This window comes from Microcella sp., from assembly GCF_019739195.1.
Lineage (GTDB): Bacteria > Actinomycetota > Actinomycetes > Actinomycetales > Microbacteriaceae > Microcella.
On the sequence record NZ_JAHHDS010000003.1, the window covers coordinates 374158 to 388411 of the forward strand.

16 protein-coding genes are annotated in these 14254 nt (G+C 69.0%); 9 read left to right on the top strand and 7 right to left on the bottom strand.

What is annotated here, in order from left to right; genetic code table 11:
- Positions 1–22 precede the first annotated feature (22 nt).
- Entirely contained in the window at positions 23–766 is a 744-nt protein-coding gene (locus tag KL788_RS03510) for a DUF2510 domain-containing protein (protein WP_293168542.1), read from the top strand.
- A 21-nt stretch (positions 767–787) separates the two neighbouring features.
- Here KL788_RS03510 and KL788_RS03515 read toward each other — a convergent pair whose 3' ends face one another.
- Positions 788–3277: a DEAD/DEAH box helicase gene (locus KL788_RS03515; RefSeq protein ID WP_293173137.1), complete on the bottom strand. Its 2490-nt coding sequence runs from the start codon at positions 3275–3277 to the stop codon at positions 788–790.
- Between the two features lie 313 nt (positions 3278–3590).
- Between KL788_RS03515 and KL788_RS03520 the strand changes: the two genes are divergently transcribed.
- Entirely contained in the window at positions 3591–3755 is a 165-nt protein-coding gene (locus KL788_RS03520) for a hypothetical protein (RefSeq protein WP_293168544.1), read from the top strand.
- A 186-nt stretch (positions 3756–3941) separates the two neighbouring features.
- Here KL788_RS03520 and KL788_RS03525 read toward each other — a convergent pair whose 3' ends face one another.
- A complete protein-coding gene (locus KL788_RS03525) occupies positions 3942–4784 on the bottom strand; it encodes a CPBP family intramembrane glutamic endopeptidase (protein WP_293168546.1) in 843 nt (280 codons plus the stop codon).
- 137 nt (positions 4785–4921) lie between these two features.
- On the opposite strand from KL788_RS03525, the gene KL788_RS03530 reads away from it, so the two are divergent.
- Genes KL788_RS03530 through KL788_RS03540 form a run of 3 tightly spaced genes read left to right on the top strand, consistent with a single transcriptional unit; the run spans position 4922 to position 6194 of the window.
- The gene (locus KL788_RS03530) at positions 4922–5161 is read left to right on the top strand and encodes a hypothetical protein (RefSeq protein ID WP_293168548.1); all 240 of its coding nucleotides are present in this window, start codon (positions 4922–4924) and stop codon (positions 5159–5161) included.
- Positions 5158–5382 (top strand): hypothetical protein, encoded by a 225-nt coding sequence (locus KL788_RS03535; protein WP_293168550.1) that lies wholly within the window; start codon positions 5158–5160, stop codon positions 5380–5382. The genes KL788_RS03530 and KL788_RS03535 overlap by 4 nt, the downstream gene beginning before the upstream one ends.
- On the top strand, positions 5379–6194 hold the full coding sequence (locus KL788_RS03540) for an SDR family oxidoreductase (RefSeq protein ID WP_293168552.1): 816 nt from the start codon (positions 5379–5381) through the stop codon (positions 6192–6194). Before KL788_RS03535 ends, KL788_RS03540 begins: the two co-directional genes overlap by 4 nt.
- A gap of 20 nt (positions 6195–6214) precedes the next feature.
- Here the strand turns inward: KL788_RS03540 and KL788_RS03545 are convergent, their stop codons facing one another.
- On the bottom strand, positions 6215–6880 hold the full coding sequence (locus tag KL788_RS03545) for an alpha/beta hydrolase (RefSeq protein WP_293168554.1): 666 nt from the start codon (positions 6878–6880) through the stop codon (positions 6215–6217).
- A gap of 126 nt (positions 6881–7006) precedes the next feature.
- Here KL788_RS03545 and KL788_RS03550 point away from each other — a divergent pair, with 126 nt between their 5' ends.
- The 3 genes from KL788_RS03550 to KL788_RS03560 all read left to right on the top strand — a co-directional run bounded on the left by KL788_RS03550 (position 7007) and on the right by KL788_RS03560 (position 9069).
- Positions 7007–7276, top strand: coding sequence for a hypothetical protein (locus KL788_RS03550; protein WP_293168556.1), 270 nt, complete (start codon positions 7007–7009; stop codon positions 7274–7276).
- A gap of 114 nt (positions 7277–7390) precedes the next feature.
- Positions 7391–7648 carry a hypothetical protein gene (locus tag KL788_RS03555; protein ID WP_293168558.1) on the top strand — a complete coding sequence of 86 codons (258 nt, stop codon included), beginning with the start codon at positions 7391–7393 and terminating at the stop codon, positions 7646–7648.
- A 98-nt stretch (positions 7649–7746) separates the two neighbouring features.
- The gene (locus tag KL788_RS03560; protein ID WP_293168560.1) at positions 7747–9069 is read left to right on the top strand and encodes a DUF2510 domain-containing protein; all 1323 of its coding nucleotides are present in this window, start codon (positions 7747–7749) and stop codon (positions 9067–9069) included.
- Between the two features lie 6 nt (positions 9070–9075).
- Here KL788_RS03560 and KL788_RS03565 read toward each other — a convergent pair whose 3' ends face one another.
- The gene (locus KL788_RS03565; RefSeq protein WP_367120410.1) at positions 9076–12696 is read right to left on the bottom strand and encodes a TM0106 family RecB-like putative nuclease; all 3621 of its coding nucleotides are present in this window, start codon (positions 12694–12696) and stop codon (positions 9076–9078) included.
- A gap of 142 nt (positions 12697–12838) precedes the next feature.
- Between KL788_RS03565 and KL788_RS03570 the strand changes: the two genes are divergently transcribed.
- Positions 12839–13045 carry a dodecin family protein gene (locus tag KL788_RS03570; RefSeq protein WP_293168562.1) on the top strand — a complete coding sequence of 69 codons (207 nt, stop codon included), beginning with the start codon at positions 12839–12841 and terminating at the stop codon, positions 13043–13045.
- Positions 13046–13101: 56 nt separating this feature from the next.
- Here KL788_RS03570 and KL788_RS03575 read toward each other — a convergent pair whose 3' ends face one another.
- From KL788_RS03575 to KL788_RS03585, 3 genes are read right to left on the bottom strand one after another with little or no spacing between them, the layout of a single operon-like run.
- Positions 13102–13494 carry a type II toxin-antitoxin system VapC family toxin gene (locus tag KL788_RS03575; RefSeq protein WP_293168564.1) on the bottom strand — a complete coding sequence of 131 codons (393 nt, stop codon included), beginning with the start codon at positions 13492–13494 and terminating at the stop codon, positions 13102–13104.
- On the bottom strand, positions 13491–13754 hold the full coding sequence (locus KL788_RS03580) for a type II toxin-antitoxin system Phd/YefM family antitoxin (protein ID WP_293168566.1): 264 nt from the start codon (positions 13752–13754) through the stop codon (positions 13491–13493). Before KL788_RS03580 ends, KL788_RS03575 begins: the two co-directional genes overlap by 4 nt.
- A gap of 19 nt (positions 13755–13773) precedes the next feature.
- Positions 13774–14244, bottom strand: coding sequence for a hypothetical protein (locus tag KL788_RS03585; RefSeq protein ID WP_293168568.1), 471 nt, complete (start codon positions 14242–14244; stop codon positions 13774–13776).
- Positions 14245–14254 lie beyond the last annotated feature (10 nt).

The following is a 14254-nucleotide window of genomic DNA, read 5'->3' on the forward strand; positions in this document are numbered from 1 at the left end:
AGACTCGGCTCAGGAGAACTCGATGACCGCTGACTACACGCCCCAAGCTGGGTGGTACGACGACCCGGAGCGCGCACTGCGCCTTCGGTGGTGGGATGGTGCCCGCTGGACGACCCACACGCGCGCCAAGACCATCGTTGAGCCGGTGCCTGTCGCGGCAGGCGTGGTCGACATGAGCTCGAGCGACGCGCTGGCGGTGCCGGGCATGACCGAGCCCTACGGATACTCGGCCCCGTACTCGTGGTCGCCCGCTACGCCCTCGGCGGCCGCCGCGTCGGCGACCGAGCCCCCTGTGTTGGGCACGTGGAAGTCACACACCCGGCGCACCGACGAACTATGGAACACCTCAGCGCAGTCGATGGACTACACGCCTGAGCGTACGACGACCCCCGCCGCCTGGGCACTCGCCTTCACTCCCCTCGTGACGGTGCTCGCGCAGACCGCGGCGGTCGTACTCACCGGTTTCGAGTCGACGCCGGCGATCTGGATTCTTGGCGCCATGATCATCCCGATCTTGTGGATCATCATGTTCGTGCGCCGCGACCGCATCACCCTGCACGAGTGGGGTCACCTCCGGCGCGCGCACTGGGGCTGGGCCTTTCTCGGTGCCCTCGGCTACCTCGTGGCCCGCACGATCGTCGTGCGCAAGCAGGCGACCGGCCGCGGCTGGTGGCCGCTGCTGACGAACCTTGCCATCACGGCCGTGCTCGTCAACATCGGGCTCTTCACGCCCGCGCTCGGCGTGCTGCGTACCGTCATCTTCTAGCCGACGGCGGCCATCGGGCTGCTACATGCGGCGCAGGCCGAGCACCCTGACCACGGCGAATCCGGCCTCGACGCTCGCCGCCAGATCGACGACCGCGTCGATACCCCAGTCGTGGTCGCCCGCCGGGTCGTCGATGACCTGGCGCACGCTCCACGTGCCGTGAGCATCCGGATCATCGCGTTCGGGGCTCTCATCGATCTGCACCAGGGATGCGCTGCGCGCGTTGCCCCCCGTGAGCACTTCGTCGTGGTCGGCGTAGTAGGCGTCGAGCGCCTCGGGCCAGCCGGCGTCGGGGTCGAGCGCCTCGAGGTCGTCATCGCGCTGCAGGGCCGCGAGCTGCACGCGGCGGAACAGCTCGTTGCGCACGAGCACGAGGAATGCCCGGCGGTTGGTCGTGACATCCGGCGGCCGGGGCGGCAACGCTGGCGTGCCTTCCATAACTTCGGAAGGGGAGCTCAGCTGCTCCCACTCATCTTGCAGGCTCGAGTCGACCTGGCGCACGAGCTCGCGCAGCCACTCGATGATGTCGCGCAGCTCGTCGGTCTTCGCCTCATCGGGCACGGTCTGGCGAATGGCTCGGTCGGCGTCGCTGAGGTAGCGCAGCAGCAGCCCTTCGCTGCGGGTGAGCTTGTAGTGGCTGACGTACTCGGTGAACGTCATGGCCTTCTCGTAGAGGTCGCGCACGACGCTCTTGGGGCGCAGTTCGACGTCGCGAATCCACGGCTGGGTGCTCGCGAAGGTCTCGAACATGGCGGTGAGCAGCTCGTCAAGCGGCTTCGGGTACTCGACGTCGTCGAGCGCCTCCATGCGCTCGTCGTAGTCGAGTCCCTCAGCCTTCATGGCGCCGATCGCCTCACCGCGCGCAGCGAATTGCTGCTGGGCGAGCACGGGCCGCGGGTTGTCGAGCGTCGATTCGATGACGCTGATCACCTCGAGCGGGTAGTTCGGGTCGGCGTGGTCGAGCACTCCGATGACGGCGAGCGCGAAGGGGCTGAGCGGCTGATTGAGCGCGAAGTTGGGCTGCAGATCGACCGTGAGGGTGATGGTTGCCGGCTCGGTAGCGCGGTCGATGACCACTACGCCCGCGCGCACCAGCGTCTGGGCGATGCCGAGCGCGCGCTTCACAAGCTCGCGTTGCCGGTGCGGCGGCTCGTGGTTCTCGGTGAGCAGCGCGCGAGCGTTGGCGAACACGTCTCCCCCGCGGGCGATGAGGTTGATGAGCATCGCCGCGCTCACCTGCATGCGGCTCTCGAGCGGCTCGGGTGCGCCGCCGATGAGTCGCTCGAAGCTCGTTTCGCTCCACGTGACGAAGCCGGCCGGCGCCGACTTGCGCACGATCTTCTTCTTCTTTTTCGGGTCTTCCCCCGCCTTCGTCGTCGCGAGGTGGTTCTCGACCTCGTGGTCGGGAGCCTGCACGACGACGAGCCCGGCAGTGTCGTACCCGGCGCGACCAGCGCGACCCGCTATCTGATGAAATTCGCGCGCGCTCAGTTGGCGCATCCGCACGCCGTCATACTTGCTGAGCGCCGTCAGCAGCACGGTGCGAATCGGCACGTTGATGCCCACGCCCAGGGTGTCGGTGCCGCAGATGACGCGCAGCAGCCCGCGCTGGGCGAGCACCTCGACGAGCCGGCGGTACTTCGGCAGCATGCCGGCGTGGTGCACGCCGATGCCTGAGCGCACGAGCCGGCTGAGCGTCGTGCCGAATCCGGTCGCGAAGCGGAAGTCTCCGATGGCGGCGGCGATCTCGTCGCGCTGCTCACGCGTCACCACGCGGATGCTCGAGAGCGCCTGAGCGCGCTCCATCGCCGCGGCCTGGCTGAAGTGCACGATGTAGATCGGCGCCTGGCGCTTCTCGAGCAGGGTCTCGACGGTCTCGTGCACTGGCGTGCGCACGTACTCGAACGTCAGCGGGATCGGCCGCTCGGTGTGCGTCACCTCGCTCACCGGATGCCCGGTGCGCTTCTCGAGGTCGGCGGCGATCGGCGTCACGTCGCCGAGCGTCGCGCTCATGAGCAGAAAGCGCGCGTTCGTGAGGGTCAGCAGCGGCACCTGCCACGCCCACCCGCGGTCGACGTCGGCGTAGTAGTGAAACTCGTCCATGACGACGATGCCGGCCTCGAGCTCGGCACCCTCGCGCAGCGCCTGGTTGGCGAGAATCTCGGCCGTGCAGCAGATGATCGGGGCATCGCCGTTGACCGCGCTGTCTCCCGTCACCATGCCGACGTTCTCGGCACCGAAGATGTCGACGAGCTGAAAGAACTTCTCGCTCACGAGCGCCTTGATCGGCGCCGTGTAGTAGGTGCGCTGCCCTTGCGCGAGGGCGATCGCGTGGGCGGCGACCGCGACGAGGCTCTTGCCCGAGCCGGTCGGCGTGGCGAGCACGACGTGAGCGCCGGCGACGAGCTCGAAGATCGCCTCTTCTTGCGCCGGGTAGAGGTTCAGCCCCTGCCCGACCGCCCAGTTCTCGATCGCGTCATACGCCGCACCGGCTTCGTACGGGCGGGGCATCGCGTCAAGCAGGCTCACCCCTCGAGTCTGCCCCACCCGCCGGTCACCACCATTCAGGAGTCGCGTGCCCGGCGGCATCTCCACAATTCAGGAGTCACGCACGAGGGCGCGCCCCCACAATTCAGGAGGTGCGGCTCAGAAACGGCGGTTCGGGATGCTCGCACGGCGTGTCGACCGGGCGCGAGCATCCGGAACTCCTGAATTGTGGAGGCGCCGGTGTCAAGGGGTGGTCTGCGCGGCGTGCGCTCGCTTCACTCGAAGACACGGGGCCGCTCATCGAGAGCGAATCACCCCGCGGTGAGAGGAGCACACCATGAGCATGAGCGACAGCACCGAACCGGGCACGCAGCGCGACCCACAGGCCGACGACACCAACGACCTGCGCAGCGTCGACGAGGCGCGCGAAGAGGCCGCGGGCGATCAAGACGACGCCGCCGAGACCGAAGCCGACGAAGACCGCACGCGGGGCTACGTCTAGCCTCTGCCGCCTGTGGGTTCACCACAATTCAGGAACCGCGGCCCAGAAACGGCGGTTCGGGATGCTCGCACGGCGTGTCGACCGGGTGCGAGCATCCCGAACTCCTGAATTGTGGAGACGCGGGGGTTCGCCCTCGATCTCGGTGGTGCAGCCGGCCTCGATCATGCCGCCATGAGCGGCAGCAACCTAGCTGCCGGGGCTCTCGACCGGGAAGAACGGGAAGACGCCGGGGTTGTGGGCGTGCACGATCGCGAGGAAGACCACGAGGTCGAACAGCAGGTGCACGATGATGACGTAGGTGAGCGACTTGGTGCGGTGGAAGATCCAGCCCTGCAGCATCGCGAACGGGATCGTCATGAGCGGGCCCCAGGCCTGGTAGCCGAGCTCCCACAAGAAGCTCACGAAGATGATCGACTGCAGAATGTTGGCGGTCAGCACCGGAAAGTGGCGCAGCAGCAGCACGTAGCAGGTGCAGATGAAGAATAGTTCATCCCAGATGCCGACCGCGTTGACGCCCACGAAGAGCCGCGCCACTTCTGACGCTTCGGAGACGGCGGGCCAGTTCTGGTAGGCGCCCGAGGTGATGAAGTAGAACGGCAGAATCAGCCAGCCGAGAAACGGCACGGCGAAGAGATACGACTTCTCCCACGGCTGCCACTTCTGCCCGCTGCGCCACGGAAAACGGATGACCTTCCGCTTGAAGACGAACCGGTCGATGACGAACGGCACGAGCACGGCGAGACTCAGCACGAAGCCGAGCAATAAGAAGTTGGGCCACGAGATGTCGGCCTTGACGCTCACCGTGCTGACCACGATGAGGCCCGCGGCGATAATGCCGAGATCGCGCATGAGTTCGCGGTCGACGAAGTAGGCGATGATCAGGCCGATCACGAGCCAGGGGTACCCGACCAGCCGGTTCTCGAAGCCGAACAGCGGAATCGCACTGGTCACCACGACGGCCGCTGGCAACAGCTTCCAGGTGAAGGTACGTCGGTCGGCTGTCACAGGCACGGCGTCAGCGGCAGGCATGGGCCGATTCTGTCAGTTCGAGCGCGCAACACCCTCAGTTATTGCTGAATCGCGCTTCATGCGATGGGGGTCATCACACCTGCGCGCTCGCTGTCAACCCCGTTGTCAGGCTCTGAGCACCTCGCTTCACTGTCCTCATGAACAACGACCGAGACACCTCTCAGCCAGACCCTGACGACCTGAACGCCGACGACTACGACCAAGTCGACGCTCGAGCAGTCGACGGTGCCGACCCCGACATCACCGTGCCCGGAGCGAGCGACACCGCCGAGTCGGGTGGCCAGGGCGCCGACGACCGCTACGTCGGGGGCAACCTCGGCGGAGGCGCCATCGGCGGCTCAATCGACGAGAACGAGAGAGAAGGAGACCAGCCATGAGTACGGCCCACGGCGAGCAGACCCCGACCGGCGACGCTGAGAACTCACGAGACGACACGACGAGCATTGATCCGCGCAGCGACCCGCCTCAGACCGACGAGAACGGCAAGCCCATTGATGACGGCATGGGGCCGGATGCTCCTGCCGACGTCGCCGGCGAAGACGAGCCGGTTCCTGAAGTCGACGACGATGACCCTCTCGCGGAGGCGAACGAAGAATGACGACCTCGCACTCCCCCGCGCGCCGCGCGATCGTGACGGGCGCTGACTCGGGCATCGGCCGAGCAACAGCGGTCGCGCTCGCGCGTCACGGGCTCGATGTCGGCATCACTTTTCACACCGATCAGCAGGGCGCGATGGCCACGGCCGCCGAGGTCGAGTCGCTCGGCTCTCGCGCCGTCGTGCGTCAGATCGACGTGAGCGAGTTCGAGCGCATCGGCGACGACATCGACGAACTCATCGATGCTCTGGGCGGCGTCGACGTCTTCGTCAACAATGCGGGCGTGGGCACCACCACTCCGGCGCTCGAGATGAGCATCGGCGAGTGGCGGCAGGTGATCGCCACCGATCTCGATGGTGCCTTTCTGAGCATGCAGCGGGCCGCCCGGCGCATGGTCGGCGCGGGCAACGGCGGGCGCCTCATCGCCGTCACGAGCGTGCACGAGCACCAGCCGATGGCCGGGTCGAGTGCCTACGACGCGGCCAAGCACGGCCTCGGCGGTCTTGTGAAGTCGCTCGCCCTCGAGCTCGCCCCCGCGGGCGTCACCGTCAACGCGGTCGCTCCGGGCGAGATCGCCACACCGATGACCGATCAGCACAACGTCGACCCCGAGACCGTGTCGCGACCCGGCATTCCGCTGGGTCGACCGGGCGCGGCCGACGAAGTCGCGGCGGTCATCGCCTTTCTCGCCTCCCCCGACGCCTCCTACGTCACGGGGTCGTCGGTCGTGGTCGACGGCGGGATGCTCCAGATGGGTCCGCACGCGGGCGCCGAGATCGGCGACGACTCGTGGAGGATTCCGCTCGCGCGGTAGCCGCACGTTCGGCGATGCGCCTACTCGCTGAGGCGAGCGACGACCTCGTCGATGACGGCGGGCACGGCGAGCACGCGGAAGTGCCCGATGTGCGGCAGCACCACGTTCTCGGCACCCGGCAGCACTGAGTTGCCGGCGGGCACGTACTGGTCGAACTCGCTGTAGAGCGAGGTAATGCGGCCGTTGACGTCGAGCGCTTCGCCCAGCTCGACGATGACCGGACGCGTCGGCGAGAACTCGCGCCACGGGCCAAGCCCGAAGCGCGCGAGCGGGCTGCCGAGGTAGGGCGTATTGATCGAGATGAGGCGGTCGAATCTGCCGTCGGTGTCTCCGACGAGCAGCAGTTTGCCGATGAGCCCGCCCTTGCTGTGGGCGACGATGCGCACGTCGCGCAGGTCGCGGTGCTCGACGTAGGCGGCGAGCAGGGCCGCCATCTCCGGAATCGGGTGACGGTTGAAGCCGAGCTCGGGCACGCTGTGCACGGGGTGCCCGAGCCCCTCGAGCCGATCGCGCAGCGGCTTCAGGTAGTGCCAGGTCTCGAAGACCCCGGGGATGAGAAGAACGGGAGGCGGAGCATCCGCCCCCGCCTCGATCGGAGCCGGCGGACGCGACCCATAGCGGTAGAACCGCAGCCGCGAGCGCAGCACATAGAGGTAGTCGGCGGCGATGCCTGCTGCGCGTCTCATCGCCGCGAACCATAGCCCGGCCGCACCCCCGTGGCAACCCCTGGTGAGGTTCGACCTCGGCGGGTTGAGTGGAGGGCATGCCGCGGCGAGTTGCCGGGCATCACGCAAGAGCAAGGGGGACGGATCATGAGCATGAACGATCACACGAGCGGCACCCACGACGACGACCTCACGCAGGGCGAGAACCCGGGCGCCCAGGGTGACATCGGTGCGGGCCAGGCCGAGCCCGGACCCAGCGACCCCGTCGTCGTCGGCGACGGCGTCGTCGAAGGTGACGAGCAACCGCGCCGCGAAGAGCACCTCGACGGCGACAGCGACGACGAGCTGATCTCGCCGCTCGACCGCGACCCCGGCGAAGACTCCACGATGATCAACGGCGGAAATTCAGACCGCTGACCGACAGGTCGGGAACGACTGGGCTTCCTCGTTCTCGACCCAGGGTGCCCGCACTCAGGGGGAGGGCGGGCACCCGACCATCGCGTTCAGCCGTCGCGGCGAAAGGAATCGAGCATGACCACGAACGATCACGAGCGGCAGCACGAGGCTGATCCCGTCGCCGACGACATCGACGAGCGCAACCCCGAGGCTGGTGACATCGTCGCCGGCGAGCAGGTGCTCGACGAGGGCAAGGTCAGCCCGAACCAGGACGAGGTCGGCGACGACCACGACGAGTCGACGTCGGAAGGGTCGACATCGCACGAGCGAGAGCACGCCGCCGATGAGCGCACCGACGCGGGTGCGGCACCGATTCAGCCCGAGTCGTCGTAGCCCTGATCACAGTGCGCAGAGGCGAATAGCACTGAGCGAGGCTCAGCCCTAGACTGGCCCCATTCACGGCGAGACCGTCGTCGCACAAAGGGGGCGAGATGAGTTCGGTAGCACCCGGGTGGTACACCGACGCCGAGAACGCTGCGCTCATTCGCTGGTGGGATGGCGAGAGCTGGACCGACCACACTCAGCCGAATCCTGCCGCGCCCGCGCCCGACGCATCCGCCTTCCCGCCGCCCGTCTCGGCCGCCACCACCGCCGAGTCGACGCCCGCTTCGTCGATTCCGATGCCGGCACCGTCGGCGCCCGTGCCGCCTCCGTTTGCCGAGCCTGCGGCGACCGACCTCACCGTGCCGCCCGCGGCCGACGCCGTGCCGAGCCGTCGAGACACGCGAGCGTCTGGCTCGCCGTCGATTCCGGTGTCGGCTCCGGTGAAGCTCGTGCCGCCGACGTCGAGCTCGTTCCCGATCTCGGAGCCCGTGCGCCTCGTGCCTCCGACGTCGCCCGTCGCCGAGTCTGCACCGTCAGGCTGGCCAGCCCCCGACCCTGCCGCGCCCAGCGTCGCGAGCACCGCCCCGCCCGAACCCAGCTGGGCGAGCGCCGAGCCCACGCGCGCCCCCGACTCCGGCTCATTCGCGGTGACCCCGCTCGCCACGGTTCCCCCGGCGCCGGCCTCGGCGGGCACGCCGTGGACGTCGTCGTCAACCTTCGCCCAGCCCACCGGCTCGGTCGATCTCGCGAGCGTCGACTACGAGCCCATGACGCGCACCTGGGGCAGCGCCCGCGGCAGCTCGGCGTCGCGCACCGTCACGGGCGTGACCACCGGCGGGGCGTGGATGCTCGCACTCTCGCCCCTGGTGCAGCTCGGCCTGCTCGCCCTCGGGTGGGTGCTGACCGACGGCGGCACCAACAGTTCGACGATGATCATCGGCGCCTCGTTCGGCGCCGTGCTCATCGCCTGGGTGCTCGTCGGCGCGATCGCCGACTTCCGGCGCCTGGGCGCGCTCGGCCACGAGTTCAGGCCCTCGGTGTTGTGGATTCTCGTCGGGCCCTTGATGTACCTCATCGCCCGGGCTATTCACGTGCTGCGCACGACGGGCAAAGGTGTCGCGCCGACCTGGGTCTACCTGGCGCTCAGCATCGTCGTCGGCGCCGCCGCGGGCGCTGCGAGCCTGGCCCTGCCGCGCGACGCGAGCCTCGCCGAGCTGCGCCAGGTTGAGCAGTCGATCGCCGCCGACCTGCAGCAGCAGGGTCTCGACGTGAGCGTCATCTGTCCTTCTGAGGCCACGCTCGCTGTCGGCAGCACGTTCGTGTGCACCGCCTCTGACGAGGTGGGGCCGGTTGCCCTGCTGCGCGTCACCTACGGCGGAGTGCCCGGCTCGTTCACGTTCGAGGTCGAGTCGAGCAGCACCGGCTCGTAGTGCTGCTCAGTGCGTCTCGACGAGGCGGATAAAGGCGCTCAGCTCGGCCACGCCCTGCGGCGTGTGAGGTAGCGAGTCAAGCAGCCCCGGCGAGTGCACGAGGTATGCGGCCCACTGCGCGCGCGAGATGGCGACGTTGAGGCGGTTGCGGTTGAGCAGAAACTCCATGCCGCGAGGGGCGTCGCGCGAGCTTGACGCCGCGAGTGAGACGATCGCCACGGCGGCCTCCTGCCCCTGAAACTTGTCGACCGTGCCAACACGCGTGCTCGTGAAGCCCGCAGCGTCGAGCCCTTCGCGAATCGTCTGCTGCTGCGCGTTGTAGGGCGTGACGACGATGACGTCGCGGTCGGCGAGTGGCCTCGGCTCAGCATCCGGCCCCGAGGTCCACTCGCTGCCGATCAGGCGACGGATGATCGCGACGACCTCGTCTGCCTCTTCGACTGACTCGGTCGCGTTGCCGTGGTGCTGCACGGGCACGGGGTGCAGCCCGGGCGCGACCCCCACGAGCTCGCGCTCGGCTGCGCTCGGGTGCGCGTGCAGCTGACCTTCGTAGCTGAGCCGCGAGACGGGCTCGGCCAGCGCGGGGTGCAGTCGGCGGGTCTCGGCGAGAAAGTAGCCAAGCTCGGCTGGCAGCACGTCGTGCCCGGCGCTGAGGTAGCCGAGCGCGCTGCCGTCGATCGGCTCGGGGTGCGTGCCCTGGCTCACCTGAGGCAGCTGCTGCGGGTCACCCAGCAGCAGCAGGTTCTTCGCGGCCATGCTCGCGGCGATCGTGGCGGCGAGCGAGAACTGCCCAGCCTCGTCGATGACGAGCAGGTCGAGGCTGCGGCGGGCGACGCGCTGGGGGTTCGAGAAATCCCAGGCGGTGCCGCCGATGACGAAGCCATCAGGCTGGCCGTGCGCGTAGTCGTAGAGGTCGTCGGCCTCACCGAGCACGGTGAAGTGAGCAGTCGCGTAGTCGACGGGGTCAGCGTTGGTGCGCGGCGCCTTGGCGACCTGGCGCGACGGCAGCCCTGCCGCGACGACGCCCTCGAGCATGTGCTCGACGGTCGCGTGCCCTTGTGCGACAACCCCGATGCGCCAGCCCTGCCGCTGCACGAGCGCCGCGATGACGTGCGCACCGAGGTAGGTCTTGCCCGTGCCGGGAGGGCCCTGCACGGCGAGGTACGAGCGATCGAGGTCGAGCAGGCTCGCGATGACGGCGCTGACTCGATCGGGTTCGCCGTCGACGATCGGCACCTCGGCGAGGGGCTTTGCGCTGCGGGTGCGAGGAGACACCCGGCGCAAAAGGTCGCCGACCGGCTCGGCCGGCCACTCGGCGCCCTTCGACGACGCTGCCCCCTGCACGAGCGCACTCCCCCACTCTTCGATGGCGGGCTTCTGCTGCCCGGCGGGCGGCGGGCTCGCCGGCGTGAGGGCGACGGGCAGGTCGGTGTAGGGCTCGACACCCTTGGCCAGGGTCTCGCGGTAGGTCACACCGTCGTCGTGCAGCTCGACGAGCGTGATGGCGCGCGCCGAGCGGGCTCCGGGGTCGCGGCTGCTCGGCGCGAACGGTGCGGGCTGCTCGTACAGCGCGAACGGCCCCGACCTGCCACCCACGGTCGGCCGGCTGCCGGCGCTCCAGGCGCCGCGCAGGCGCACCGTGCGGCCGAGCGAGCTGCGCGGGGTCGGCTTGATCCAGTCAGACTGCTCGTGGTGAGCATCCGCCCGGTGCTGATCAGAATCCACCGTTAAGACGTCGCGCACGTCGGCCCACTCGTCGAGCGGGGCCACGAGGCGGTCGAAGTGATCCCACCAGAAGGTCTTGTGCTCGCGGCGGTGATAGTCGATGGCCGCGGCGGCGTAGGCGTAGGCGCGCTGCTCGGGCGTGCGGTCAGGCTCGCTCGACGGCGTGCCGTCGTCGTTCGCGGCGAGCTCGAGCAGTGCGGTGCGCAGCGGCGAATCGGGCAGCTCGCGCGGGGCCGGCTCGTCATCGAACAGCACGGGCGGCGGCGACGGATGCTCGGCGGCGAGCTCGCGCAACCACGCCGCGAGCTTGAGCGTGCTGAGGCAGTCGACCTCGTTGTAGTCGCCGATGTCGTCGAGAATCTGCTGCGCAGCCGCTGCGCTGGCCGGATCGCTGTCGCCCGCCTCGCGCAGTGCGCGCGCCCGCACGTATTCGGCCACAGAGTCGTCGCCCCGCGCGACCGCCGCCCCTTCGCGCGCCTCGGGCCAGTAGATCGGCTCGAGGTATTTGATCGAGTAGCTCGGGCTGCCGACGCGCAGGGCTTTGCGCACGACCGGGTAGAGGTCGACGAGCACTCCGGTTCGCAGCCACTCGTCGATCACGTCTTCGCCGACCGCGTGCCGCGCGGCGAGCGAGCGCAGGTGGGTGCGCTCGTAGGCGGCGTAGTGGTAAATGTGCAGGTCGGGGTGCTGCGCACGCCGGGCTTTCACGTCGGCGAGGAAGGCGATGAGGGCATCCCGCTCGTCGGCGAAGCTGTGCGCCCAGTAGGCGGTGAAGGCTCCCTCGGCGTCGACGAAACCGAACAGGTAGTCGAGACCCCACTGGGTCGGGTCGTGCTCGGTGTAGAGCGGGTCGCCCTCGAAGTCGAAGTAGAGGTCGCCGGGGTTCGGGGCGGGCAGCGCGTGCAGCACGGCCGCGTCGCGCACGCGCACGGGCGGCGGAGTGCCCGCGGTGGCTCCCGCGGCTTGACGCTGCAGTTCGGCCTGTAGGCGCAGGGCGTCGAGGGTGCTGCGCGAAATACCTGAGAGGCTCGCGGTCGCGACGGCCGCGCGGTCGTCGAGCGCGGCGAGCTGCTCGAGGGTCTCGATGCCGGCGGCGCCGAGCTTGGTCCACTGCGCGCCGGTCAGCCCGGCCACCTGGCTCACGTCGTCGTGCTGCGCGATCTCGGCGGTGCACCACGCGCAGCTACGGCAGTAGGTGACGCTCGGGTCGCGCCAGGCGATCGGCCCGGTGGCCGCGGCCCGCTCGCGCAACAGGCGGTGCAGACGGGCACGTCGCGCGCGCAGCACCGGCGCGATGTCGTCGAGACGGTGGATGCTCACCTCGCGTGTGCCGAGAATCAGGTCGACCTCGGGGTCGACGGCGATGCCGAGCCGCTCGAGCTGCTCGGCGTAGGCGGCGAGCTGCAGCAGCGCCGTGACTTTCGCGCGTCGTGCGAGCTTGCTGTCTTGCACGCGGTAGGCGCCCTCGGCGGTGCGCACGAGAAAGTCGGCGTACCCGACGAACGCGATCGGCAGATCACCCGGTTGGCCGGGGCTGTGGTCGCGATCGACAAAGGTTGCTTGCACGATGACGGGCACGCCGCGCCGCAGGGCGTCGAGCGTCTGCGCGGCGAGAGGCTCGATGGCATCAAGGCCAGCGCTATCGGCGCGGTCGATCTCGAGCACGTCGTCAGGGTGAGCGGCGCGGGCCCGATAGTCGGCGATGATGGCGGCTTCGTGCGCGTCGCCGAGCTCGGCGGTGCGGGCGAGCATGGCGTCGGGCTCGTCGTCGACGGCGGCGAGGCGGCCCAGGCGCGCGTCGAGGTCGCGGGCTACTCTGAACTCGCACTCTGCGGCGCGGGTGAGGTCGCTCGCCGAGGTGACGAGCATCCGTTCGCCGCTCTCGTTTGTCGTCAGGTACACGGGGATCTCCTCCGGCCAGGGGTCTGCCCAGGCTAGAGGCGAGGGGTGACATGCGGGTGCTCGCGCGCCGCAACCCCTAGACGCGAGCCGAACGCGGGGGTTGACTGGAACCTCCAGCACGCACAACGAAGTGGAGAACCCCATGTCTAGCGTCGCCCGCATCACCACCATCACCGCCCGCTCAGAGAAGAGCTTCGAAGACGCCGTGCGCGTCGGCGTCGACCGCGCCAACAGCACCCTGCGCGGTGTCAGCGGCGCGTGGATCAAAGAGCAGAAGCTGCACATCGTCGACGGCAAGGTCGCGGCCTATCAGGTGACCATGGAGGTCACCTTCGTGCTCGACGACTGATCGCTCAGATTCCGGATGCTCGGCGCGTGTTGTCGCTGGTCGTCAGCGCGCGCCGATCACCCCCAGACGACCGCTAGCCCGGGTAGCCCGGTGAATGCTGGGTCAGCCGACATCAGCTCGAGACCCTCGCTCATCGCCTGCGCCGCGAGCATGCGGTCGAACGGATCGCGGTGCGGCCATTCGAGCGAGCCGGCGGTGATTGCATGGCGCGCCTCGATAGGGATCACCTCCGCCCCGAGTCTCGAGACCTGTTCGTCGTAGGAGTGCACGACTGCGGCAGCTTCGGGCAGTCTGCCGAGTCGGTGCTTCGTCGCAATCTCGAACGCGCTCGCTGCCGAGACCACAAGGGTCTCGCTTCGATCGGCAACCCGAGCTCGAACGGCCTCCGGCAGACGATGCGGTGCGGCCAGCGCCCAGATCAGCACGTGTGTGTCGAGAAGTAGAGTCACGGCGACGACTCCCCGTAGCTGTCATCGAGCCCGCCCTCCCAGGCAGCTAGTTCGGATTCGGGCAGCGGCTCGAAGAACGACGCGGGGGTGTCGAGCCCGGGCAAGAATCCCAATTCGCGCTCAGCCGACTGCTCGAACGCCACTAAGCGCGCGACGGGAACTCCCCCGCGAGCAATCACGATCTCGTCACCGCGCTCGACCCGCGCGAGCAACTCTGAGAGTCGAGTCTTGGCCTCGTGCACATTCACCTGGCTCCCCATGTGGACTAAGTGTAGTGAACTAAGCATCGAATTGCGCGGTCTCAGGTTGCATTCCTGCGAGGGTCGGGGCGGGCGGCTCGTGCTCGCGCACGCCGCGGGTGTGGCTGATGAGCACCGCGCGCAGGCGCACGCCGGCGCGGTCGGCGGCGGTGGATGCGGCGAGCATCCACTCGCGATCGAGACGGCCGGGGTCGGGACCGCCGCGCCTTTCGAGACCGATGATGAGCTCCGTCGCGCCCGAGTGCTGGGCGACCCCGTCGATCACCGTGAACAGCGTGTCGGCGGCGTCGGTGGGTGCGCGGCGGGGCAGGTCATCGCACGGCATGGCGAGCCCGCCGAACCCGTTGTCGTTCGCCGGAAAGAACAGCCACAGTTGCCAACGCAGCGCCGGCCCGAGCGCGTAAGCGAGCTGCGCCTCGGGGGTCTGCAGGTCGGCATCGGTCACCGGGCGGGTGACGGTCGGCTGGTAGGTGCGAAAGGCTCCAGTCATGCAGGGCAGG

Coding starts and splice junctions, on each gene's coding strand:
- KL788_RS03510 (WP_293168542.1), top strand. CDS start 23: ATGACCGCTGACTACACGCCCCAAGCTGGGTGGTACGACGACCCGGAG.
- KL788_RS03515 (WP_293173137.1), bottom strand. CDS start 3,277: ATGCCCCGCCCGTACGAAGCCGGTGCGGCGTATGACGCGATCGAGAAC.
- KL788_RS03520 (WP_293168544.1), top strand. CDS start 3,591: ATGAGCATGAGCGACAGCACCGAACCGGGCACGCAGCGCGACCCACAG.
- KL788_RS03525 (WP_293168546.1), bottom strand. CDS start 4,784: ATGCCTGCCGCTGACGCCGTGCCTGTGACAGCCGACCGACGTACCTTC.
- KL788_RS03530 (WP_293168548.1), top strand. CDS start 4,922: ATGAACAACGACCGAGACACCTCTCAGCCAGACCCTGACGACCTGAAC.
- KL788_RS03535 (WP_293168550.1), top strand. CDS start 5,158: ATGAGTACGGCCCACGGCGAGCAGACCCCGACCGGCGACGCTGAGAAC.
- KL788_RS03540 (WP_293168552.1), top strand. CDS start 5,379: ATGACGACCTCGCACTCCCCCGCGCGCCGCGCGATCGTGACGGGCGCT.
- KL788_RS03545 (WP_293168554.1), bottom strand. CDS start 6,880: ATGAGACGCGCAGCAGGCATCGCCGCCGACTACCTCTATGTGCTGCGC.
- KL788_RS03550 (WP_293168556.1), top strand. CDS start 7,007: ATGAGCATGAACGATCACACGAGCGGCACCCACGACGACGACCTCACG.
- KL788_RS03555 (WP_293168558.1), top strand. CDS start 7,391: ATGACCACGAACGATCACGAGCGGCAGCACGAGGCTGATCCCGTCGCC.
- KL788_RS03560 (WP_293168560.1), top strand. CDS start 7,747: ATGAGTTCGGTAGCACCCGGGTGGTACACCGACGCCGAGAACGCTGCG.
- KL788_RS03570 (WP_293168562.1), top strand. CDS start 12,839: ATGTCTAGCGTCGCCCGCATCACCACCATCACCGCCCGCTCAGAGAAG.
- KL788_RS03580 (WP_293168566.1), bottom strand. CDS start 13,754: ATGGGGAGCCAGGTGAATGTGCACGAGGCCAAGACTCGACTCTCAGAG.
- KL788_RS03585 (WP_293168568.1), bottom strand. CDS start 14,244: ATGACTGGAGCCTTTCGCACCTACCAGCCGACCGTCACCCGCCCGGTG.